The 22,385-nt window shown below is 63.8% G+C and carries 26 protein-coding genes; 18 read left to right on the top strand and 8 right to left on the bottom strand.

Going from position 1 to position 22,385, the window contains the following annotated elements; all coding sequences use genetic code 11:
• The 7 genes from gnd (at position 1) to NKI38_RS13500 (ending at position 6,792) form a co-directional block, all read left to right on the top strand.
• The gene (gene gnd, locus NKI38_RS13470) at positions 1–1,008 is read left to right on the top strand and encodes a phosphogluconate dehydrogenase (NAD(+)-dependent, decarboxylating) (protein WP_352658303.1); all 1,008 of its coding nucleotides are present in this window, start codon (positions 1–3) and stop codon (positions 1,006–1,008) included.
• A 22-nt stretch (positions 1,009–1,030) separates the two neighbouring features.
• The gene (zwf, locus tag NKI38_RS13475; RefSeq protein ID WP_352658305.1) at positions 1,031–2,407 is read left to right on the top strand and encodes a glucose-6-phosphate dehydrogenase; all 1,377 of its coding nucleotides are present in this window, start codon (positions 1,031–1,033) and stop codon (positions 2,405–2,407) included.
• Positions 2,408–2,419: 12 nt separating this feature from the next.
• On the top strand, positions 2,420–3,139 hold the full coding sequence (locus NKI38_RS13480; protein ID WP_352658306.1) for an ROK family protein: 720 nt from the start codon (positions 2,420–2,422) through the stop codon (positions 3,137–3,139).
• Positions 3,140–3,354: 215 nt separating this feature from the next.
• Positions 3,355–3,816: a Ros/MucR family transcriptional regulator gene (locus NKI38_RS13485; RefSeq protein WP_352658308.1), complete on the top strand. Its 462-nt coding sequence runs from the start codon at positions 3,355–3,357 to the stop codon at positions 3,814–3,816.
• Positions 3,817–3,936: 120 nt separating this feature from the next.
• Positions 3,937–5,037: an aminotransferase class I/II-fold pyridoxal phosphate-dependent enzyme gene (locus NKI38_RS13490; protein ID WP_352658309.1), complete on the top strand. Its 1,101-nt coding sequence runs from the start codon at positions 3,937–3,939 to the stop codon at positions 5,035–5,037.
• Between the two features lie 159 nt (positions 5,038–5,196).
• Positions 5,197–6,432, top strand: a complete 1,236-nt coding sequence (locus tag NKI38_RS13495; RefSeq protein ID WP_352658311.1) for an MFS transporter — start codon at positions 5,197–5,199, stop codon at positions 6,430–6,432.
• A gap of 51 nt (positions 6,433–6,483) precedes the next feature.
• Positions 6,484–6,792 carry an NIPSNAP family protein gene (locus NKI38_RS13500; RefSeq protein WP_352658313.1) on the top strand — a complete coding sequence of 103 codons (309 nt, stop codon included), beginning with the start codon at positions 6,484–6,486 and terminating at the stop codon, positions 6,790–6,792.
• On the opposite strand, the gene NKI38_RS13505 is transcribed toward NKI38_RS13500, so the two are convergent.
• From NKI38_RS13505 to hemC, 6 genes are all read right to left on the bottom strand, one after another.
• Positions 6,789–7,505, bottom strand: a complete 717-nt coding sequence (locus tag NKI38_RS13505; RefSeq protein WP_352658315.1) for a glutamine amidotransferase — start codon at positions 7,503–7,505, stop codon at positions 6,789–6,791. The genes NKI38_RS13500 and NKI38_RS13505 overlap by 4 nt on opposite strands.
• 15 nt (positions 7,506–7,520) lie before the next feature.
• Positions 7,521–8,000, bottom strand: a complete 480-nt coding sequence (locus NKI38_RS13510) for a tellurite resistance TerB family protein (protein WP_352630874.1) — start codon at positions 7,998–8,000, stop codon at positions 7,521–7,523.
• A 102-nt stretch (positions 8,001–8,102) separates the two neighbouring features.
• Positions 8,103–9,704, bottom strand: coding sequence for a heme biosynthesis protein HemY (locus NKI38_RS13515; protein WP_352658316.1), 1,602 nt, complete (start codon positions 9,702–9,704; stop codon positions 8,103–8,105).
• A gap of 10 nt (positions 9,705–9,714) precedes the next feature.
• The gene (locus NKI38_RS13520; protein ID WP_352658318.1) at positions 9,715–11,217 is read right to left on the bottom strand and encodes a COG4223 family protein; all 1,503 of its coding nucleotides are present in this window, start codon (positions 11,215–11,217) and stop codon (positions 9,715–9,717) included.
• Between the two features lie 109 nt (positions 11,218–11,326).
• Positions 11,327–12,043, bottom strand: coding sequence for a uroporphyrinogen-III synthase (locus NKI38_RS13525; protein ID WP_352658320.1), 717 nt, complete (start codon positions 12,041–12,043; stop codon positions 11,327–11,329).
• A gap of 1 nt (position 12,044) precedes the next feature.
• On the bottom strand, positions 12,045–12,971 hold the full coding sequence (hemC, locus tag NKI38_RS13530; protein WP_352658322.1) for a hydroxymethylbilane synthase: 927 nt from the start codon (positions 12,969–12,971) through the stop codon (positions 12,045–12,047).
• 158 nt (positions 12,972–13,129) lie between these two features.
• Here hemC and tsaD point away from each other — a divergent pair, with 158 nt between their 5' ends.
• Genes tsaD through NKI38_RS13560 form a run of 6 tightly spaced genes read left to right on the top strand, consistent with a single transcriptional unit; the run spans position 13,130 to position 17,144 of the window.
• The gene (gene tsaD / locus NKI38_RS13535; protein WP_352658346.1) at positions 13,130–14,215 is read left to right on the top strand and encodes a tRNA (adenosine(37)-N6)-threonylcarbamoyltransferase complex transferase subunit TsaD; all 1,086 of its coding nucleotides are present in this window, start codon (positions 13,130–13,132) and stop codon (positions 14,213–14,215) included.
• Positions 14,212–15,234: an NAD(P)H-dependent glycerol-3-phosphate dehydrogenase gene (locus tag NKI38_RS13540; RefSeq protein ID WP_352658324.1), complete on the top strand. Its 1,023-nt coding sequence runs from the start codon at positions 14,212–14,214 to the stop codon at positions 15,232–15,234. The genes tsaD and NKI38_RS13540 overlap by 4 nt, the downstream gene beginning before the upstream one ends.
• A 25-nt stretch (positions 15,235–15,259) precedes the next feature.
• Positions 15,260–15,556 carry a YciI-like protein gene (locus tag NKI38_RS13545; RefSeq protein WP_352658325.1) on the top strand — a complete coding sequence of 99 codons (297 nt, stop codon included), beginning with the start codon at positions 15,260–15,262 and terminating at the stop codon, positions 15,554–15,556.
• Between the two features lie 40 nt (positions 15,557–15,596).
• Entirely contained in the window at positions 15,597–16,022 is a 426-nt protein-coding gene (locus tag NKI38_RS13550) for an EVE domain-containing protein (RefSeq protein ID WP_352630861.1), read from the top strand.
• Positions 15,977–16,675, top strand: coding sequence for a class I SAM-dependent methyltransferase (locus NKI38_RS13555; RefSeq protein WP_352658326.1), 699 nt, complete (start codon positions 15,977–15,979; stop codon positions 16,673–16,675). Before NKI38_RS13550 ends, NKI38_RS13555 begins: the two co-directional genes overlap by 46 nt.
• 52 nt (positions 16,676–16,727) lie before the next feature.
• Entirely contained in the window at positions 16,728–17,144 is a 417-nt protein-coding gene (locus tag NKI38_RS13560) for a DUF1761 domain-containing protein (RefSeq protein ID WP_352658327.1), read from the top strand.
• Positions 17,145–17,155: 11 nt separating this feature from the next.
• Here NKI38_RS13560 and gcvA read toward each other — a convergent pair whose 3' ends face one another.
• The gene (gene gcvA / locus NKI38_RS13565; protein WP_352658329.1) at positions 17,156–18,076 is read right to left on the bottom strand and encodes a transcriptional regulator GcvA; all 921 of its coding nucleotides are present in this window, start codon (positions 18,074–18,076) and stop codon (positions 17,156–17,158) included.
• A gap of 130 nt (positions 18,077–18,206) precedes the next feature.
• Here gcvA and NKI38_RS13570 point away from each other — a divergent pair, with 130 nt between their 5' ends.
• On the top strand, positions 18,207–18,458 hold the full coding sequence (locus NKI38_RS13570) for a hypothetical protein (RefSeq protein WP_352630853.1): 252 nt from the start codon (positions 18,207–18,209) through the stop codon (positions 18,456–18,458).
• Positions 18,459–18,558: 100 nt separating this feature from the next.
• Here the strand turns inward: NKI38_RS13570 and NKI38_RS13575 are convergent, their stop codons facing one another.
• A complete protein-coding gene (locus tag NKI38_RS13575) occupies positions 18,559–19,074 on the bottom strand; it encodes a L,D-transpeptidase family protein (RefSeq protein ID WP_352658331.1) in 516 nt (171 codons plus the stop codon).
• A gap of 165 nt (positions 19,075–19,239) precedes the next feature.
• Between NKI38_RS13575 and NKI38_RS13580 the strand changes: the two genes are divergently transcribed.
• The 4 genes from NKI38_RS13580 to NKI38_RS13595 all read left to right on the top strand — a co-directional run bounded on the left by NKI38_RS13580 (position 19,240) and on the right by NKI38_RS13595 (position 22,193).
• The gene (locus NKI38_RS13580; protein ID WP_352630848.1) at positions 19,240–19,923 is read left to right on the top strand and encodes a response regulator transcription factor; all 684 of its coding nucleotides are present in this window, start codon (positions 19,240–19,242) and stop codon (positions 19,921–19,923) included.
• A gap of 121 nt (positions 19,924–20,044) precedes the next feature.
• Positions 20,045–20,500 carry a Crp/Fnr family transcriptional regulator gene (locus tag NKI38_RS13585; RefSeq protein ID WP_352658333.1) on the top strand — a complete coding sequence of 152 codons (456 nt, stop codon included), beginning with the start codon at positions 20,045–20,047 and terminating at the stop codon, positions 20,498–20,500.
• Positions 20,501–20,766: 266 nt separating this feature from the next.
• Complete coding sequence (locus tag NKI38_RS13590; protein WP_352658335.1) at positions 20,767–21,000, top strand: GNAT family N-acetyltransferase; 234 nt, start codon at positions 20,767–20,769, stop codon at positions 20,998–21,000.
• Positions 21,001–21,104: 104 nt separating this feature from the next.
• Positions 21,105–22,193, top strand: a complete 1,089-nt coding sequence (locus NKI38_RS13595; RefSeq protein ID WP_352658337.1) for a glycosyltransferase family 9 protein — start codon at positions 21,105–21,107, stop codon at positions 22,191–22,193.
• Positions 22,194–22,385: the final 192 nt, after the last annotated feature.

The raw sequence follows: 22,385 nt of genomic DNA on the forward strand, positions 1-22,385 counted from the left end.
ATGCAGATCGGAATGATGGGACTGGGCCGGATGGGCGCCAACATGGTTCGGCGCCTGATGCGCGACGGCCACGAATGCGTCGTCTATGACATCAACCCCGCCAGCGTCGCGGCCCTGGTGACCGACGGCGCGCTAGGGGCGGCGTCAATGGAAGAATTCGTCGGCAAGCTCGCCAAGCCGCGTTGTGTGTGGCTGATGCTGCCGGCAGCCATCACCGGCAGGATCATCGATCAGGTCTCAGCGCTGATGGAGCCGGGCGACATCGTCATCGACGGCGGCAATTCCTACTATCACGACGCCGTCGACCAGGCCGCGAAACTGGCCACCAAGGGTATCCATCTTGTCGATGTCGGCACCAGCGGCGGGGTCTGGGGTCTGGAGCGTGGCTACTGCCTGATGATCGGCGGTCCCGATGTGGCGGTGCAACACCTCGATTCGGTCTTTGCCACGCTGGCGCCGGGCGCCGACGCCGGCTCCAATCCGCCCAGGGATGCCGGGACCGCGCCCTTTGGCTATCTGCATTGCGGACCGAGCGGCGCCGGCCACTTCGTCAAGATGGTGCACAACGGCATCGAATATGGCGTCATGGCCGCCTATGCCGAAGGCATGAACATCCTGAAGTCGGCCAATGCCGGCAAGCGGCAACGAACGGCGGACGCCGAGACCAGCCCGCTGGAAAACCCGCAATACTACCAGTTCGACATCGACCTTCCCCAGGTCGCCGAGGTCTGGCGGCATGGCAGCGTCATCGGCTCCTGGCTGCTCGACCTGACGGCCGGTGCGCTGAAGAGCGATCCGGGCCTGGCGAATTTCGGCGGCCGCGTCTCGGATTCCGGCGAAGGCCGCTGGACGCTGAAGGCGGCGATCGACACCGGCGTGCCAGCGCCAGTGCTGTCCTCGGCGCTGTTCGACCGCTTCTCCTCGCAAGGCGAATCCGAATTCGCCGACAAGCTGTTGTCCGCCATGCGCTATGCCTTTGGCGGCCATGTCGAAAAGGCCGGCAAGTGACGGCGGCAGGGGAGACGCGCGCATGAGCCAGGAACGGTCCGACACGCTGGTGCTCTTCGGGGCGACCGGCGACCTCGCCCACAAGAAGATATTTCCAGCGCTTTACCAGATGGTCGCCAAGGGCACGCTGACCGAGCCGGTGATCGGCGTCGCCTTCGACGCCTGGGACCTCAAGCAATTGCAGGCGCGCGCCCGCGACGGCATCGTCAATGCGCTCGGCAAGATCGACGAAGAGGCGTTCGCCAAATTCGCCTCCCTGCTGCGCTATGTCAGCGGCGACTACCGCGATGGGGCGACGTTCGAGAAACTGAAAAGCGCGCTCGGCACCGCGCAGCGGCCGCTGCATTACATGGCAGTGCCGCCGACCATGTTCGAGACGGTCATCCAGGGGTTGGAGCAATCGGGCACGGCGCACGGCGCGCGGCTGATGGTGGAAAAGCCATTCGGCCACGATCTGCAATCGGCACGCTGGCTGAACCGGGTCCTGCACCTGGTGTTCGACGAACAGTCGATCTTCCGCATCGACCACTATCTCGGCAAGGAAGCGATCCAGAACCTGCTCTATTTCCGCTTCGCCAATTCCCTCCTCGAGCCGATCTGGAACCGCAATTTCGTCGAGAGCGTGCAGATCACAATGGCCGAGGATTTCGGCATCGAGGGTCGTGGCCGCTTCTATGACGATGTCGGCTGCATCAGGGATGTCATCGAGAACCATCTGCTCAACATCCTGTTGCTGCTTGCCATGGAGCCGCCGGTCGGCCGCTCCGCCGACGACCTGATCGACGAGAAGGTGCAGGTGCTGCGCGCCATCCGCACGCTGACCAGGGACGATGTCGTGCGCGGCCAGTTCACCGGCTATCTCACTGAACCGGGCGTGGCGCCGAACTCACCCGTCGAGACCTTCGCGGCGGTGCGTTTCTTCGTCGACACCTGGCGCTGGCAGGACGTGCCGTTCTTCATCCGCGCCGGCAAGAACATGCCGGTGCACGTCACCGAAGTGGTGGTGCGGCTGAAGCGGCCGCCGCTCGACGTCTTCGACCCGATCAAGCCCGCCGACCAGAACTACGTCCGCTTCCGCATCGATCCGCAGGTGGTGATCGCCATCGGCGCCCAGCGCAAGGCGCCGGGCGACGATATGATCGGCGAGCAGGTCGAACTGACGGCGCTCGACGACAGCAAGGGCGACATGCCGCCCTATGAGCGGTTGATCGGCGACGCCATGAACGGCAACGGTCAGCTGTTCACCCGCCAGGATGCCAGCGAACTGGCCTGGCGCATCGTCGGCCCGGTGCTTGGCGACACGACGCCGCCGCATCTCTACGAGCCGGGAACATGGGGACCCACGGACGTCATGGCCGGGTTCGGGCCGCCCAACGGCTGGATCGATCCGGTAAAGTGAGAGGCTGACACTATGGCCAAGGCGGTGAAACAACAGGCATCGGGCCCGGAGAAGTCAGGCACTGAAAAGATCGTGCTTTCGATCGATATTGGCGGCTCGCACGTCAAGATCCTGACCAGCGCCGGCGGCGAGGAGCGCCGCGCCGATTCAGGGCCGGACCTGACGCCGCAGCAGATGATCGATGCGGTCAAGAAACTCGCCGAGGGCCTGTCCTATGACGTCATCTCGATGGGCTATCCCGGCCCGGTCAACCACAACAGGCCGCTCACCGACCCTGCCAATCTTGGCAAGGGTTGGGCTGGATTCGACTTCGCGGGTGCGTTCGGTAAACCGGTGAAGGTGGTCAACGATGCGCTGATGCAGGCCATCGGCAGCTATGAGGGCGGGCGTATGCTGTTCCTCGGGCTCGGCACCGGCCTGGGTGCGGCGATGATTGCCGACAACGTCGCCCAGCCGATGGAACTCGCCCACCTTCCCTACAAGAACGGCAAGAGTTTCGAGGATTATGTCGGCGAACGCGGCCTGGTAAAGCGCGGCAAGAAGAAATGGCGCAGATATGTCTTCGACGTCGTCGACCGGCTGCGTGCCGCCATGCAGCCTGACTATGTCGTCATTGGCGGCGGCAATGTCGACAAGCTCGATGAATTGCCCGCGGACTCCAGGCGCGGCGACAACACACGCGCCTTCGAAGGCGGATTTCGTTTGTGGCGCGACAAGGCGTTGATAGTCTGATATTGTTATTGTTTAATATAGTTGTTCAAAATAACGTGTGCCGCGGCATCAAGTCATTGCGCTACGCAGATTTGCCGACTAGGAATTCCGCGCCACAACAACGCCACCCGTCCCGTGGATGCACAGAGGACGCCGTAGCATTTTGATTTTGCGCATGATCCTTTCCGGGAATCGAATCCGATTTTCAGGTCATTCGCTTTAGACGGAGAAATAGAGTGACCGACGATAGCAACAGTGCCCGTAAAGACATCGACCTGCTCGAGCTGACCGCCCACATCGTGTCTGCTTACGTCGAGAAGAACCGCTTGCCCGCCTCCGGCCTGCCCGACCTCATCGCCAGCGTCAGCGCGTCGATAAGCGGGCTCGGCAAGCCGGTGGCTCCGGTGGCTGCCCCCCTGGTCCCCGCCGTCAATCCCAAGAAGTCGGTGACACCGGATTTCATCATCTGCCTCGAAGACGGCAAGAAGTTCAAATCGCTGAAGCGTCATCTCGGCGTGCATTTCGGCCTGACGCCGGACGCCTACCGCGCCAAATGGGGCTTGCCGTCGGACTATCCGATGGTCGCCCCCAACTATGCCGCCTCGCGTTCGCTGCTGGCGAAGTCGATCGGCCTCGGCCGCAAGGCCGCCCCCGTGAAGGCACCAGCCAAGGGCAGGAAGGCCAAGGTTTCAGCCTGAGGCAAAGACTCAATTTGGCTCTGAGCCAATAAATTGATTGGAGCCTGCCGGCGAATCCGCCTTGGCAGGCTTCATGTTTTTATGGCTTGGATGGATCGGACAAGGTCTCTGGGGGAAGCCATGAACTACACCAGGATGGTGATCGAGAAAGAGGCGCCGGAGGAGTACGGCTACGACCGCATCCGTTACAATCTCTCCGAAAGTTCGATCGCCGACCAGAAGCTCTCCGACATCGGCCTGTCACTGCCTGATCTGACGCTGTTCTATGGCGAGCATCGCGGCGACAAGGCGTTGCGCGCGCTGATTGCGGCGCAGGACGCCGGCATTTCATCAGATGATGTCCTGGTCACCGCCGGTGCCGCCGGCGCGCTGTTCATCATCTCGACCTCGCTTTTGTCGGCGAACGACCATCTCGTCGTCATCAGGCCCAACTACGCCACCAACATCGAAACCCCAAGGGCGATCGGCTGCGCCATCAGCTTTGTCGACCTGGCCTTCGAGGAAGGCTTCGCCATCGATGTCGAACGCGTCAAGGCGGCGATCCAGCCGAACACCAGGCTGATCAGCGTCACCTGCCCGCACAACCCGACCGGCACGATGATGAGCCGAACCGAACTCGATGCGCTGGTGGCGCTCGCCGAAAGCAGCAACTGCCATCTGCTGGTCGACGAGACCTACCGCGACCTTTCCTATGGCAAGCGGCTGCCGTCGGCGGCATCGCTGAGCCCGAAGGCGATCAGCGTCTCGTCGCTGTCCAAGGCCTTCGGCATCCCCGGTATCCGCATCGGCTGGCTGATCACCAGGGATGCGGAGCTTCAGGAGAAGTTCCTCGCCGCCAAGGAACAGATCGGCATTTGCGGCAGCGTCATCGACGAAGGCATCGCGCGCGGCATGCTCGAGCGCCGCGACGCCTTCCTGGCGACGCTGCTGCCCGAAATGGCGAAGCGGCGCGACATCGTCCAGGCCTGGATCGACCGCGAGCCGCTGGTCGACTGGGTGCGGCCGGAAGGTGGCGTCGTCGGCTTCCCGCGCCTGAATGTCGGTCCCGGTTTCGACCTCGACCGGTTCTATGTGAACCTGCTGGAGAACCACGGCACCTATGTCGGACCCGGCCACTGGTTCGAGATGGAGAAGCGCTTCTTCCGCATCGGCTTCGGCTGGCCGACGGAAGCCGAATTGAGCGGCGGCCTCGACGCCATCTCCACCGCTCTGCGGCAGTAACTTCCCCGTGCGGTCGATGGAGCAGGTTGAAAATTTCTTGATCCAGCACAGATTTTAACGCATATGCGCGGCGAACTGAGCTAAAGTTTCATTGGTTCGGAACAGCGCCCATCCGGGAAGTGCCCCGCCGGCCGATGCCATCGCAACGGGGCCATATCTATGACATCCCATCTATCATCTGATCAGCGCTATGCCGCGTTCCGTCACCGCTCCTTCCTGAGCTATTGGGCAGCGCGTTTCCTCACCACTTTCGCCACCATGATCGTGTCCGTCGCTGTCGGCTGGCAGATCTATGATTTGACGCGAGATCCCTTCGATCTCGGCATTGTCGGCATCGTCCAGTTCCTGCCGTCGCTCCTCTTGGTGCTGGTCACTGGCGTCGTCGCCGACCGTTTCGGCCGCCGGCTGATCATGGCTTTGGCGACGGTCATCGAGGCATGCTGTGCGCTTGTTCTCCTGTACTTCACGCTACGCGGCCTCGTCAGCCCGCTGCCGATCTTCGTCGTACTCGCGCTATTCGGTATGGCGCGCGCCTTTTATGGACCGGCCTCGTCGTCGCTATTCGCCAATCTGGTGCCGCCTGAGGATTTCGGCAACGCGATTGCCTGGAATTCATCCGCCTGGCAGACGGCGACTATCGTCGGCCCGGTTGCTGGCGGCCTTCTTTATGGTGTCTCGGCCGAGATCGCATACGGAGTGGCCTCTGTGTTGATGCTCGTGGCCGGCCTGCTGATCTTCACCATTCCCAAGCCCGCCCAGCAGGGGGTCACCGACAAGCCGACGATGGAAACGCTTTTTGCCGGTTTTCGCTATATCTGGAGCGAGAAGATCGTGCTCGGCGCCATCTCGCTCGATCTGTTCGCCGTGCTTTTGTCTGGCGCTTCGGCGCTGCTGCCGGTCTACGCCCGCGATATTCTGGAACTCGGCCCTTGGGGACTCGGCCTGCTTCGCTCGGCGCCCGGCATCGGCGCCATCTGCGTTGCCGTCTGGCTTGCCGGTCACCCGCTGCGAGACAATGCCGGCAAGATCATGCTCGGCTTCGTCGCGGCGTTTGGCGCCTTCACCGTGCTGTTCGGCCTGTCGACCATCACCTGGCTGTCGATCGCAGCCCTTGCCTTCCTTGGCGCCACCGACATGTTCAGCGTCTATATCAGGGAAACGCTGATCCAGCTGTGGACGCCCGATGAGGTGCGCGGCCGTGTCAATGCCGTCAACCAGGTCTTCGTCGGCGCCTCAAACGAGGTCGGCGAATTCCGCGCCGGAACGATGGCAGTACTGATCGGCACGGTGCCGGCCGTCGTGGTCGGCGGCGTCGGCGCGATCGCGGTCGCCGGATTGTGGATGGTGCTGTTCCCGCAACTGCGCAAGGTCCGCCACCTCAACGGGCGAAACTGATCCTTTTAAGGTTGACAGCCGACATGCCTCACCCATGCCACAGGAGCTCTCATGATCACTTGCTACTTGAAATATATCATTGACCCGTACAAGCTTGCTGAGTTTGAAGATTATGGCCGTCGCTGGATAGGTCTGGTCAATCGTCTCGGCGGAAACCATCATGGCTATTTCCTTCCGAGCGAGGGAGCCAACAATATCGCTTATGCGATGTTCAGCTTCCCGAGCCTTGCCGACTACGAGGACTATCGCAAACGGATGGCTGCCGACCCGGAATGCCAGGAAGTGTTTGAAATGGAAAAACGCAATCGCAGCATTCTCAGCTATGAGCGCAGCTTCCTGCGGCCGGTGCTTGAACCTTAGCTATTGCTTGGCTTGCCGAAAATCACCCGCAGGAACTCGTCCAGCCAGCGCTTGAGATGCATGTCCCAGATCAGCCGGCCGCCGAGATGGTCGCGGCCGGGCTGCGCGCCCGGCAACTCGAAGCGATGCGCGCCGCGCACCACCCAGCGCTGCATCATCACCCTGGTCAACTCGCCATGGAACTGGATGCCCCAGGCATTGTCGCCATAGCGGAAAGCCTGGTTGGGATAGGTCTCGGCCGTGGCCAGCAGCGTCGCGTCCCTGGGCAGCGAAAAGCCCTCGCGGTGGAACTGATAGACCATCTCCGGCCAGTGCATCAATTGCTTGCCGGCCTCGGTCGCCTTCAGCGGGTACCAGCCGATCTCGACCAGCCCGTCGCCGTGGCCCTCGACCTTGCCGCCGAGATGGTTGACCAGCATCTGCGCGCCAAGGCAGATGCCGAGACATGGCCGGTTCTCCCTCAGCGGGATTTCCAGCCAGTTGGTCTCGCGGCGGACGAACTCGTCCTCGTCATTGGCGCTCATCGGCCCGCCGAACACCACCGTGCCGGCGTGGCCGTCCAGCGTGTCCGGCAAGGTATCACCCAGCGGCGGACGGCGGATGTCGAGATCGAAACCTTCTTCCAGCAGCATGTGGCCGACGCGTCCGGGGCTCGAATTCTCCTGATGCAGCACGATCAGGATCTTTGGCTTCGAACTCGTCTGGCGCGGCATGGGAAGGCGAAAATCCTATTCGTCGCTCGATGTTCCGGTGGCGCCAGGTGCAAGTGCGGCCGCCTTGCGCCGCGCCTCGACGCGGTCGCGGCGTTCGACGCCGATCAGCTCGGCGACGCGCCAGACCGTATTATCTTCCAGCTCGTGCAGCTCGCCATCGGCATAGACGATCTCCCACATCAAGCCGATAAAAGCCTTGCGCGCATCGGCATCGAGGTGACGCTTCAAGACACTGGTGAAGGCATAGAGATCGATCGCCTCATTGTCGGCCCGCTCGCCGGCGGCGGCAAGCGCTTCGAGTTCCGCGCCGCCAATCGAGTAGCTCTGCGCCAGCACCGCCTTGAACCGCTCCCACTCGACATCCTGGCGCACGCCATCGGCGTTCATCACATGGTAGAGGAGCGCCGAAGCCGCAACGCGCGGATCGTCGATGCTGGACTGCGTACCGGCGCCAGCCGGCAAATCCCTGAGAAATGACAGAACGCGTTCAAACATAGATCCATTCCTCAGAGCATGATGCCGAAAAGTGTGAAGCGGTTTTCGGACGACATCATGCTCTATCTTCTTGAGTCAGAGGGGCCTGACGGCCGGCCCAATTCAAAACAGCCGAAACCGGCGCGGCGATTTTTCCGCTTCCTCGTCCGGATCGACGCCGGGATCGTCCGGCAGCCGCGCAAGCTCCTCGGCCGGCTCGACGCCCTCAGCATCGGTCGGCACCGCGGCGAAGGCCGCTGCCGTGATCGGCCTGACATGATCCTCGTGGCTCCCGGCGTCCTTGCTCGCCGTCTCGGCCGGGCGGGTTTCATCGATCACCTCGACCGGCCTTTTTTCGCTCGTCGGCTTTGCCAGTGCTTCGATGACCGGCGCCGCACTGGCTGGTGCATCGTCTTGGCTGTCGATCAACTGGCCGAGACGCTCCATTGGCGCGCGCCACTCGAAGGCGTCGAGCCGGCCGGTGATCGGCGATGCCGGCGCCCAGCGCTCGGACACCACGCCGTCGGCGACCCAGGCCGGATCGCGCGGCGCCCGTACCGCCCTGGACAAAAGCTGCCGCACCTTGCCCTGATCGCCGGTCTCGGCCTCCTCGATGTCGGCGAGCAGCAGATAGGCGCCCTCGCGGCGATCCATCCGGATCGCGGCCTCGGCCTCGCGGCGGGCGGTCGAGAAATCCTGCGCGTCGAGCGCCGCGCGTGCCACCGTCATCGACGACTCGGCGTGGTTCTTCTTCATCTCCTGCAGCTTCTTCGCCCGGTTGAGGCGGTCGAGCACGGCGTCGCCAGGCCTTGCATGGGTATAGAGTTCGGCGACCTCCGGGTGCGGCTCGGCCTTCCACGCCGCCTCGAGGATCTTTGAGCCCTTGCGCACGTCGTTCTGCTTGAACAGAGCAGTGGCGGCGGCAACGGCGGCGGGGGCGAAGTTGGGGGCGAGCCGGTTGGCCTCGATCGCCGCGGTTCTGGCGGCAGCGGGATCGCTGTCGGCAAGCGCCTGCGCCTTGGCGGTCAACAGCACGGCGCGGCGGCGGTTGGCGGCGTCGCGTTCGATCTGCCGTGTCGATTTCTGCGCGTCGACCAGTTTCAGCGCACCATCCCAGTCGCCGCGCGCGGTCAACTCTTCCAGCGTCGATTCGGCGGCCCAGGCCAGTTGCGGCGCCATCACCGCGGCGCGGCCGGCATAGTGCCTGGCGGCGTTGCGGTCGCCGAGCCGTTCGGCTTCGAGATAGAGCCCGCGCAGGCCGAGCAGCCGCATTTCGGGATCGTCGAGCATGCTCTCGAATTTCTGCCGCGCCCCTTCATGATCGCCTTCGAGCAGCGACGCCTGCGCCTCCAGCAGATGGATCAGCGGCTCCTGGTCGGAGCGGATCAGCTTGGCCGCTTCCTTGGTCTTCTTGCGGGCCAGCGCGCCGTCACCAGCGCCGGCGGCGATCATGCCAGTCGACAGCGCCTGATAGCCACGGTCGCGGCGGCGGACGCGGAAATAGCGCGAGATTGTGTAGGGGCTGTTCCACAGCGACTTGAGCAGCCACCACAGGATCATCACTGCGGCCACCACAGCGACGACGGCCACCGCCGCCACCATCAGCGAGATCTTGTAATGATAGCCGTTGAAGGTGACGACCATGTCGCCCGGACGATCGGCCAGCCAGGCAAAGCCAAGCCCGAGCGCGAAGACGACGGCGAGGAAGACGAGGATGCGGATCATCGTGTCGTCCTCATGCCTTCATCGCACTGGCAACCAGCGCGTCGATCTGCTTTTCGACGTCGAGCCGCGCCTTCAGTTTGCCGGCAAAGTCTGCGCCGGCGACCTTTACGGCGTCCGGCAGCGTGTCGTATTCGCTGAGCGCCTTGGCGTAGTCGCCCTGGTTGACCGCCACTTCCATCCGCGCCACGGTTTCCGGCGCGCCCTTGCCCTCAATGGGGCCTACCGGCCGCACCTGAACCAACGATTTCGCGCTCGACACCAGGCTCTGGAAGAAGCCGGCATTCTCATCGACCGGCGTCGCGGCAGCGACCATGGCACTGGCGGCGGCATCCGCTTGCGATGCGATCTCGGCGCGGGTCGGAACGCCCTTTTCGGCGTACGGGCGCAGTGCCGCAAGCTGCGGCGCTTCAGGCGAAATCGCGGCAAAGGTTTCGAGTTCGGCCGAGAACGGCGCGCCACGGTCGAGCGCTGCCTTGAGCGCCGACGCGGCGATGGCAAGCGCGATCTTCGGCTGTCCGGCCGCCGCGTCGACCTTTCCGGACAGCTGCGACACCGATTGCTCCAGTGCGGTCAGCCGGCCGTCCTGCGCCGTCGTCGCCTCGCCCGCGGACTTAACCTGCGCGTCGAGACCAGCCAGTTTTTCGTTGAGCGGGCCGAGATCGACCGGCGCCGTGCCGCCGGCCTTGCCGAGGGCTGCGACCGCCGTTTCGATCTGCTTGATCTTGTCGCCTAGTGCGGCGAGCCCGGCGGTGTCGCCTGCTCCACCTTTCTCGACCGCCGATTTCAGCGCCGCGACATCGGCCTTGACCTGCTCCAGGCCCGAAGACAGCCCGACCACCTTGGCTGCTGCATCGCTGTTGCCGCCAGCCTCCTTCAATCCGGCGATTTCGCTCTTCAGCGAAGCAATCTCGCCGTTGACGCCGTCGAGCGAGACACTGGCGCCGGAGCCCGGCGCGCCGAGCAGGCCGGCAAATTGCAGCCCGCCGGCGCCGACCAGCGCGATGACACCACCGATGATGCCGGCAGCGATGCCGTTGAGGCCGCCACGCGTTGCTGGGGGCGCAATTTTCTCGTCCCGTGTCTCGGTTTTGGCCTTGATGCCGTCGGTTTGCGTGGGCTTCGCCGATGCGTCCTCGAAATTGTAGTCGTAGGCTTTGGTTTTGCCGGCCGGCGCGTCGGACGATCCGGGATCGTTGGATGATCCGGGATCATCGGATGATCCGGGATAGGGGAGTTCAGCCTCACTGCCGCCCTTGCCTGTCGCCGCCGACTGCTCCGATTCGGCCTGGGCGTCGGCATGCTCCCAGGGCTCGAGGTCGGTCTGGTCGGCATGCACCGGCTCTTCGGGAACCTCGGGCTGCGAAGCATTCGCTGCTTCCTCGGCCTTCGCCTCGTCTGTCTGAGGCTCGGCGGCATCCTCGTCGGCGACGCGTGAAACGGCGCCCGGCTCCAGATCGATGGTCACCGGCTCGCGGCGGCTTTTCGAGTGTCGCATCTTCGGCGTCTTGACCATTCCTGGCTCCGCACAATTCGCTTCGTCTCAACGCCTGGCGGCGCATGATGGTTCAGAAAGGGTCTAGCACATCACCAAGCGGTGAAAAGGGGCGGTGTGATGACGCGGGTCAGAGCCGCGCCTGCAAAAGCGCCAGCAGGGCTTCCTCGTCAGGCTGCGCGGCGATGCGGGTTCTTTCGCCGGCGACATCGTCGAGCACTGCCGCGATGCGGGCGGAAAGAGCAAAAAACCACGTCTTTTCAAACAGCCCTTGCAGAGCGGGCCGCCTGGCCAGCACCTGCATCGCGGCGGCCGCCTTGGCTGAATAAAGCAGCACCGCATCGGCAGGTTGGCCGGACAGCCGCTCAAGGATGGCCTCGTCCGAATAACCCACCGCTGGTGTGTCATATGTCTCGACCGCACGGACCCTAACGTCCGCCGTCGTCAGCCTCTGTTCGAATGCCGGAAACCGCACGCGTCCACAGAGATAGACGATGGTCTTGCCCGAGAGATCACCAGCAAGGCTGTCGGCAAGCGCTTCGGCATTGCCCGGGCCTTCGCTGACCGACAAAAACCCCGCTTCGCGCGCGGCTTGCGCCGTCCTTTCGCCGACGGCGTGGCAAGGCAACGCGGCGAGCGCCGCGATGATTTCCTTCGGCGCATGGCGCACGGCATTGGCGCTGGTGACGGCCACGGCGACGGCATCGTCTGGAACCACTCCGCCATCGACCGGCAAAGCCACCGTTTCGGTCAAGGGCAACAGGACCGGCTGGAAGCCTGTCTGCTCGAGTTGCCGCGCTGTGCGCGAGGCGCCCGGTTCCGGTCTCGTCACCAGGACGCGGCGCATTTCAGAGCCAGCCGTCGAAGAACTTTTCGCCGGCCCTGGCCCGCACCGTCCGCGCGGCTTCATCGCCGATGCGGGCGGCGTCCTGCGCCAGTCCCTGCAGCTCGACCGTGTGCGACGGCGTGCCGTCGGGCGAGATGATCAGTCCGGCGAACGACAGTTTTCCGGCCTCGATCGTCGCATAACCAGCGATCGGCGTGCGGCAGGAACCGTCGAGCGCCGCCAGGAAGGCGCGCTCGCAGGCCAGCGCTTGACCGGTCGGCACATCATGGATAGCCGCCAGCATCTTTTCGACGTCGCGGTCGCCGATACGCGTTTCGATGCAGATCGCGCCTTGCCCCGGCGCCGGCGGGAAGATGTCGAGCGGCATCAGGTCGGTGACGACATGCTCGAGCCCGAGCCGCTTCAACCCGGCATAGGCGAGGATGGTGCCGGCGGCGACGCCTTCGTCAAGCTTGCGCAGGCGCGTTTGCACATTGCCGCGGAACATCACCACGTCGAGATCCGGCCGCATGCGGCGGATCAGCGCCTGCCGCCGCAGCGACGACGAGCCGACCTTCGCCCCCTGCGGCAGGTCTGCGATCGTCTTCGCCGCCTTGCCGACAAAGGCGTCGCGCGCGTCCTCGCGCGGCAGGAAGGCCGAGAGTTCGAGACCGTCAGGCAGTTGCGTTGGCATGTCCTTAGACGAATGCACGGCGATGTCGATCCGGCCCGCTAGCAGCGCCTCCTCGATCTCCTTGGTGAACAGGCCCTTGCCGCCTGCTTCCGACAGCGGCCGGTCCTGGATGCGGTCGCCGCTGGTCGAAATGACGACGACCTCGAACGCCTCCGCCGGCATGCCGTGCGCGGCCATCAGCCGCGCCTGCGTTTCATGCGCCTGTGCCAATGCCAGTGGGCTGCCGCGTGTTCCGATTCTCAAGGTTGTTTGCATGGCGCGCGGTCCGTGATACCCCCCGGCCTGAGCATTTTGCAGCCAAGTGGAGCCACTTGGCGTCGCAGAAATGCGGCTAAAGTAACCGAGGCCTTTTCCGGCCTTTCTCCTAGCGGGGAAAGGCCCGACAGACAATCTCTTGGGATAGCGACGAATTGATCCGCGTTCTGGGCATAGAGACGAGTTGCGACGAAACCGCAGCCAGCGTCGTGGCGGTAGACGGCGACGCCGCGCCAAAAATCCTGTCCAACATCGTGCTTAGCCAGATCGAGGAACACGCCGCATTCGGCGGCGTCGTGCCGGAGATCGCGGCCCGCGCCCATGTCGAGGCGCTGGACGGCATCATCGAGGCGGCCCTTGCTGATTCGGGCGTCGCGCTCGCCGACATCGACGCGATCGCCGCGACCGCCGGTCCTGGCCTGGTCGGCGGGCTGATCGTCGGGCTGATGACGGCCAAGGCGATCGCCGCGGCGGCCAACAAGCCGCTGATCGCCATCAACCATCTCGAAGGTCATGCCTTGACGGCACGGCTAACCGACGGGCTCGATTTTCCCTATCTGTTGCTGCTCGTCTCCGGCGGCCATACGCAGATCCTTGCCGTGCGCGGCGTCAGTGACTATCAGCGCTGGGCAACGACCATCGACGACGCGCTCGGCGAAGCCTTCGACAAGACGGCCAAGATGCTCGGCCTGCCCTATCCCGGCGGACCGAATGTCGAGAAGGCAGCCCAAACCGGCGATGCCTCGCGCTTCGCCTTTCCGCGTCCGATGAAGGGCTCAGCGCAACCCGACTTCTCCTTCTCCGGATTGAAGACCGCCGTGCGCCAGGCGGCGACCGCCATTGCGCCCTTGAGCGACCAGGATGTCGCCGACATCTGCGCCTCGTTCCAGGCGGCGGTCGCCGATGCACTGGCCGACCGCGTTTCTCGCGCGCTGGCCCGTTTTCGAGAAACATTTCCCGCCACCAAGACTCCGGCGCTGGTCGTTGCCGGCGGCGTCGCCGCCAACCGTACGATCAAGGCGATGCTGGAGCGGCTCTGCGCCGAGTCCGGCTTCACATTCATTGCGCCGCCGCTAAAACTTTGCACCGACAACGCGGCGATGATCGCCTGGGCCGGCATCGAACGACTGCGGATCGGCATGGCGCAGGAGAACGGCTTCGATTTCGTGCCGCGCTCGCGCTGGCCGCTGGACAGCATCTCGACCCCGATGGTCGGCTCCGGCCGGCGCGGAGCAAAGGCATGAACGAGGGGGCAATGAGCGGCAACGACACAGCGCCAACCGGCTGGCGCGTTGCCGTGCTCGGCGGCGGGGCCTGGGGCACTGCCTTGGCGCTGGCCATGCTTCGCGCCGGTCATTTCGTCCGCCTTTACGCGCGCGACCCGGAGACCGTCGCCGCGATCGACCGCAGCGAAAATCCACGCTATCTGCCGGGCATTACGCTCCAGGCCGGCATCGTGGCGACGAGCAACATCCAAGCCGCGCTCGACGGCGCCGATTGCGTGCTTGCGGTGACGCCGGCGCAGTCGCTGCGAGCTACGCTGGCAGTAGCGAAGGACCATATGCCGGCCGGTATCCCATTGGTTTTGTGTGCCAAGGGCATCGAAAGCGAGACTGGCGCCTTGCTGTCGGCAATCGTCGAAGAGATCCTGCCGCTAAATCCGGTTGCCGCTTTGTCGGGTCCGAGCTTCGCCGGGGATGTCGCCCGCGGCCTGCCGACGGCCGTTGTGGTCGCCGCCCGCGACGAGGTTTTGGCCGCCGATCTCGCCGCCCGCTTTTCCGCCGAGAATCTGCGCTGCTATTCGAACGACGACCTGATCGGCGTCGAGATCGGCGGCGCCTTGAAGAACGTCTTCGCCATTGCCGCAGGTGCCGTCACCGGTGCGGGGCTCGGCGCCAGCGCCCAGGCCGCCATGGTGACGCGCGGCTTTGTCGAACTGCGCCGCATCGGTGCCGCCTTCGGCGCCAGGCCCGAGACCTTGATGGGGCTTTCCGGGCTTGGCGACCTGTTGCTGACCTGCTCGTCGACCCAGTCGCGCAACTTCGCCTATGGGCTGGCGCTAGGACAAGGCAAGGAGCTTTCCGGGTTGCCGCTGGCCGAGGGCGTGCCGACGGCGGCGATCGCCGCTCGCATCGCCACCGAGCGCAACATCGACGCGCCGATCATTGCCGCCGTCGCCGCCATACTGGACGGCACCATCACCATTCGGCAGGCTGTGACGGCCTTGATGACCCGGCCGCTGAAGACCGAAACCAACGATTGATGATCCCAAGACCAGGAGAAAGACCATGCTGTTTGCTGTGATTTGCAAGGACAAGCCGGGAAGCCTGCAGGTGCGGCTGGACACGCGGCCCGAGCATATCGCCTTTCTCGAAGGACTGAACGGCGACAAGAAGCTGGGCTTTGCGGGTCCGTTCCTCGATGCCGAAGGCAAGCCCAACGGCAGCCTCGTCGTCGTCGAAGCGCTCGACATGGCGGGTGCACAGGCCCTTTCTGCCGCCGACCCCTACGCCAAGGCCGGCCTGTTCGAGAGCGTCGAAATTCGCCCGTGGAACTGGACGTTCAACAAGCCGGCGGCTAGTTAATTCCGATCGTCGGCGAGCGACCATCAGGAGCAGAAAAGACATGAACTACTGGCTGTTCAAATCCGAACCTTCGGTCTTCTCCTTCGAGGCGCTGAAGGCCAAGGGCAAGGCCGGCACGCAATGGGATGGCGTGCGCAACTACGCCGCACGCAACAACATGAAGGCGATGCAGATCGGCGACCTCGGCTTCTTCTATCATTCCAACGAGGGGCTGAACGTAGTCGGCATCGCCGAGGTCTGCGCGTTGGCGCATCCCGACACCACGACCGACGACCCGCGCTGGGAATGCGTCGACATCCGCGCCGTCAGGGATGTGCCGAACCCGCCGACGCTGGAAGAGGTCAAGGCCAATCCGAAGCTTGCCGACATGGCGCTGGTGCGGCTCGGGCGGCTTTCCGTGCAGCCGGTGACGCCGGCCGAATGGAAGGAAGTCTGCCGCATGGGCGGCTTGACGCCGGCTCCGTGACGGCGCTGACGCCGAACAGCGCGAAACAATTCATCCTCGACAACACGGCGCTGATCGCGCCGCCGCATGTGCCGGAAATTTTTCTGCGCCTCGCCGACGAGGCACATGATTTGTGGCAGCGGACCGAAGATGAGCTGATCGAAATCGGGCTGCCGCCGCCCTTCTGGGCGTTTGCCTGGGCCGGCGGGCAGGGCCTTGCCCGCTATGTCCTGGACAGCCCCGGCACGGTGCGGGGCAAGCGCGTGCTCGATTTCGCTTCCGGCTCCGGCCTTGTCGCCATCGCCGCGGCCAAGGCAGGCGCGGCCAAGGTGATCGCCACCGACATCGATCCGTTCTGTGCCACCGCGATCCGGCTCAATGCGCAAGCCAATGATGTCGGGATCGAATTCCTCGGCACGGATTGCATCGGCACCGATGCGGGTTGGGACGTGATCCTGGCCGGCGATGTTTTCTACGACAAATCCTTCGCCGATCGGCTGATGCCGTGGTTCGCAACCCTGAAGGCGCGCGGCGCCGAGATTCTCGTCGGCGACCCCGGCCGGTCGTATATGCCGAAGGCAGGGCTGGAGCCGCTTGCGGTCTATGAGGTGGCCGTCACGCGGGCACTGGAGGATGCGCTCGTCAAGCGCACGACTGTCTGGCGGTTTGCTTGACGCCAACGCCGAACAGGCGTTCCATCAAGTTCGCATCTGGAGGGGGAAGCTCATGGATTTTTCAGCAGTGAACTGGCTGGCGGTGATCGCCGCCGCAATTCTGGCATGGCTGTTTGGCGCCGCCTGGTACATGGGCCTGAGCAAGCCGTGGCTGAAAGCCGCCAAGCTCGATCCGGCGACGATGAAGAAATCGCCGCTGCCCTTCGTCATCAGCTTCATCGCCGAACTGGTCATGGCGTACATATTGGCGCTGGTCGTCGGCGCGATAACCGGCGGCGAGCCGACACTGCTTGCCGGCCTGGTCTTCGGCTTCGTGCTTTGGCTGGGCTTCGTCGCCACGACGCTCTCGGTCAACCATCGCTACGAGAATTTCGGCTGGGACCTGACCCTCATCGACGGCGGCCACTGGCTCGGCGTGCTGTTGATCATCGGCGCGGTGATCGGTTGGTTCGGCGCCGCGGCAGCCTGACGCCACGATCGTCACGTTCGCGTCTTGGCGACCTCCTCGAGAATCCATTCGCGAAAGGCGACGATACGCGGATCGTCGGCGGTACTTTCGGGATAGACCAGGAAATAGGCGAACTCGGGCGCCACCCGCAGGCCGAGTTCAAAAGGCTGCACCAGCCTTCCTTGGGAAAGGTCGTTCGCCACCATGGCGAAATCGGCGAGCGCGACGGCATTGCCGTCGAGCGCTGCCTGGACGGCATCGGTTGAGTTTTTGAACACCACGGTCCGGCTGTCGTCGAAGTCGTTGACGCCGGCCGCCGCCATCCACATCCGCCAGTTCGGCCATGTCACGCCTTGTCGCGACCATTCGATATGGGCAAGCGTGTGATTGAAAAGATCGCGCGGCTCGCGCAATGGCGGACCGGACGTCAACAGGCTCGGGCTGCACACCGGAATGAGGATGTTGTCGAACAGCCGGTGGGCGCGAAGGCCCGGATATTTGCCGGCGCCAAAACGGATGCCTACATCGACGTCGTCGAGTTCGAAATCCCGCACTTCGTAGGCAATGTCGAATCTCAGCTCGATATTGGGCTGATGCTTGCGAAAATCGTCGACGCGCCGCATCAGCCATTTTGACGCGAACTGCGCATCAAGAGTCACTTTCAGCAGCGCGGCGCCGCGCGTCAGCTTTTGCGCCCGCGAGACGGCCCGGCCAAGCAGACCGAGCGCGTCGGTCGAGGCCTCGAACAGCACCGTTCCCGCCTCGGTCAGGCGGATGGTGCGGCTGGTGCGCGTGAACAACACCAGTCCGAGCTGATCCTCGATTTCCTTGACCTGATGGCTGACGGCGGCCGGCGTTAGCCCCAACTCATCGGCGGCGCGGGTGAAGTTGAGGTGCCGGGCCGCGGCCTCCAGCGTCCTCAAGGCGCGAGTTCCTGGCAGCAGGCGAGCCATTCTATCCTCAAAGAAAACTTGATGATCCAGAGAAAACTACTCGTTTCTCACAGGGATTTCAATCCGGCATAATCCAACCATCGAAACATCATCAAGCCGGATTTGATATCTGGAGAGCACGGATCAAGCCATGTCCATCATCGTTTTGAACCCATCGACACGCCGTCCGGCCTGGCTGACCGAGACCCTCGACTGGTTGCGTCACGCCCGGGTCGCCATCAATCTCCCGCACCAGAATGTCGAAGACCTGTCGGATCGGCAACTGCGCGACGTTGGCGCCAGGCGCAAGGACATCGCACGCGCCATGGACCGCGAAATGGGCCGCCTCGGCCTTCTCGACATCGGCTGGCAGCAGCCGCGAAGGTTAGGGAATAGGCAGTAGGAAATAGGGAGTAGGGATAATTAGGTCGGCGCCGACAGGTAGCCCTACTGCCTACTGCCTACTGCCTACTGCCTACTGCCTACTGCCTACTGCCTACTGCCTACCTTACCACCCTCACCACCGTCCGATCCGACAGCAGCGGCAGCAGCCGGGCCATCGTTTTCGCGGTGACCGCCACACAGCCTTGCGTCGGTGTGAAGCCGGGACGCGCCAGGTGGAAGAAGATGGCGCTGCCACGCCCGCGCCGGCGCGGCGCCAGGTTCCAGTCGAGCACCAGGCAGGCGTCATAAAGCCGGTCGTCGCGCCGCATGCGTTCGTGGCTGGCGCCATAGGGAATCTTGACCGGCCTGTTGTAGTTGCGGTCGTCAGGCACTTCGCACCAGCCCAGATCAGGCCCCATCGGCGTCATCGCGAGACGGGTCTTGCGGCCGCTGGAGAACTGATCTCCCCGGAAATATCCCGACAGGATCCGCATCGAGGCCAGCGGCGTCGCGCCGTCGCCTTCGCGCTTGTCGGCCGAGATGCCGCCCCGCCCCAGCGCACAGGCAAACACCGTTTTGCCGGCCTGCAGCAGGCCCTGGCTTGGATGGCCGGGCCTGGCGCGAACGGTCAGCACGCGCAGCCCTTTTCGCAAAATTGCGCCGGCTGCATTGCGATCGTGTTTTTTCTTGTATGATCGTGCCACGGAACAAATCACTGTGATCGGCTGTTGTGCCGGTCAGCTTCCGCATAAACAGGCAGCGGTCAACTGAATTTTCTTTTCAAAACAACGGATTGATCCATGACTTCACGCACCATTCTGATCGTCGACGACGATGACGACCTGCGCGGCACCCTGGTCGAGCAATTGTCCCTTTACGAGGAATTCGACGTGCTGCAGGAATCGACTGCGGCAAAAGGTGTCGCCGCAGCGCGCGGCGGCCTCATCGATCTGCTCATCATGGACGTCGGGCTGCCCGACATGGATGGCCGCGAAGCGGTGAAAATCCTGCGCAAGGGCGGCTACAAGGCGCCCATTATCATGCTCACCGGCCACGACACCGATTCGGATACGATTCTTGGTCTCGAAGCCGGCGCCAACGACTATGTGACGAAACCGTTCCGCTTCGCCGTGCTGCTCGCCCGCATTCGGGCGCAATTGCGCCAGCATGAGCAGAGCGAGGACGCGACCTTTTCGGTGGGGCCGTACACCTTCAAGCCCAGCCAGAAACTGCTGATCGACCCGCGCGGCGGCAAGGTGCGGCTGACGGAGAAAGAGGCCTCGATCATCAAATATCTCTATCGCGCCGACCAGAAGGTGGTAACGCGCGATGTGCTGCTCGAGGAAGTGTGGGGCTACAATTCCGGCGTCACCACGCACACGCTGGAGACCCATGTCTACCGGCTACGCCAGAAGATCGAGCGCGATCCTTCCAATGCGGAAATTCTTGTGACAGAAAGCGGCGGCTACAAGCTGGTTCCTTAAACATTTCATTATCCAATGAGCGGTCGGGCGGGGCCGCTTTCGGGTACGATCCGGTTGGAGGGGGTTTCTGGGATCGACTCGTAGAGGAGGGATTGGACTGACCGTTCGGGGACACAGCTAGATGGCGCTGGATGACGACATCCGCATCCTGTCCGCCGTGAGGCTCTTCGAGGGCTTCACGCAGGAACAGTTGCGCCTGCTCGCCTTCGGCGCCGAGAACACTAGGCTGGGTGCCAACCACAAGCTTTACCGCGAGGAGGACGAGGCCGATTCGGCCTATATCGTGGTCAGCGGGCGCATCGTGCTCTATCGGGAGCAGGATGGCGAACGCATCCCGATCGGCACGGCGGGGCCCGGTACGATCCTGAGCGAACTGGCATTGATCGCCGACACCAACCGGCTGACCAGCGCGTCGGCCGAAATCGACTCGGAAGTCATACGGCTCAGTCGCAAGATGTTCCGCCGCATCCTGGAGGAATACCCCGAGGTCGCGGTGCAGTTGCACCAGCGCATCCTGGAGGATTTCCAGGCGATGATCCGCCGCATCGAAAAGCTGGCGCCGCGCTTCTCCGGCTGAGATGAACTTCCAGCTTCTACGCGCTACCGAAAATGACCTGCCCTTCATGGCGACCGAACGGCACGAGGGTTATGACGCCTTGGTCGGGCGCTGGGACGAGGCGCGTCATCGCGAGACCCTTCTCGACGACAGCCATGCCTATTTCGTCGGTGTCGACGGTTCCATGCCGATCGGTTTCGTGATCCTTCGCCAATGGGCCTCGGTCGAACGCGTGACGCTGGTCAAGCGCATCGCCGTCGTCGCACCAGGACAAAGGCCACGGCAGAATGCTTCTGGCGGCGGCGGTCGATCGCGTTTTCGTCGAGACCGACGCCTATCGGCTCTGCATCGGCCTTTTCCCGGACAATCATCGCGCCCGTCGCGCCTACGAAGCTGTCGGCTTCACGGCTGAGGGCATTGCGCGCGGCAGCGCGTTTTTCAAAGGCGTGCACCGCGACGAGCTGGTCATGGCGCAACTGCGGCCGGAGTGGGAGAGAAGCCGACCCGCTGCCCGGACCTGAGGACCGGGGTTCGTTGACAGGCAACAGGTGAAATCCTACAGAACCCCTCGAAGGCGGGCGGCTTAACAGGCACCGCCACCATCAGGCTCCCGGGGGAGCGAGGCATGCTGCCAGCTCGGTATGAGACGATCATCCTGTATGCCCGCAACGACGCGTTCGGCGACGGATTGATCCGGATTCCGGCTTTGCGCGCCGCCAGAACGGCGTTCCCCGATAGTTTTATCGTCTACGGAACCACCGGCTCGTCGTCCCTTGAACATGTCCTCGATCGCCATGCCGGCCACCTCGTCGATGCGATCAATGTACGAACGCCCCTGGCGCGTCTGGTGGCCAGTCATCGCAAGGGCAAGGGGCGACTGGCCGTTGTCGATTTTCGCATCTCGGCGCGTTGGCTGCTTCAGACCTGGGGCTCGCTGCTCGGTCGCGGCATTGCCTATGAAGCAAACTTTCCGGCTTTCGCTCTTTCCTGGCGCCCTGGCCAAAGGTCCGAAGCACGACCCGAGCGCAACGCATGGCGCTACCACCGCCTCATCGAGCGTCTTGCGGGCAAACGGTTGCCTTTCGACCATCGGCTGGAGCCCACCCCGGCCGCCCGGGTAGCGGCCAGGGGCCTGGCGGACGGCAAGCATGCTCCCTTGATCGTTATCGCGGCGCATGGCGATGGCGGCAAACGCATGACGGCGGATCAGGTTGTCGCGATCTCCGACAGCATGATCGCCGACGGGGCAAATCTTCTCTATGTGAAAACCCCGGGTGACGGCCCGGACATGGCTGAACTGGCTCAACGCGTGCCGAAGCTGCAGCTTGTCGATTCCAGCACGGTCGAGGGTGTCGATGTCAGCGATTTTCTGCTGGCGCTCGGAGAGTTTGCCGATCTTTACATTGGCGCCGAAGGCGGTGTCGCACATCTCATGGCGACCGTGATGACGCCGATGGTTATCGTCAGTGGCGGCGCCAATATGGCCCGTTGGAGGCCGCTTTCCAATTGCGTGGACGTGATCGAGTCCCGCCACGCAAGTCCAACCGGCCTGGTCGCCAATGTCCCGGCGCCGAAAATCATCGAAGCGGCCCAGCGGATGCTGGCGACGCGCCACCGCGACCATCCCTATCTGCTGGGTCACGCGGCAGGCCTGTCACCGCGGCAGTCCTGGGACAATGACACGCCCAAAGAAGACTTGAAGCACGCCATTTGAGTTGGAGTTCATTTGGTCACGCTTTGAGGTGTTGAGATTCAGGTCAGGCCAAGTCGAAATGGCTGATACCGAGAACCGGAGCGGAGCGTACTTTTGGGTACGTGTTGGGGTGGACGGCCCCCGACGGCATCGTGATGTGCCAGAATGAGGTCGTTGAAGATCTCAAACAAGGGAGACCGTCCGTGGAAAATC

The organism is Mesorhizobium sp. M0621 (genome assembly GCF_040320745.1).
In the GTDB taxonomy this organism is placed as follows: Bacteria; Pseudomonadota; Alphaproteobacteria; order Rhizobiales; family Rhizobiaceae; genus Mesorhizobium.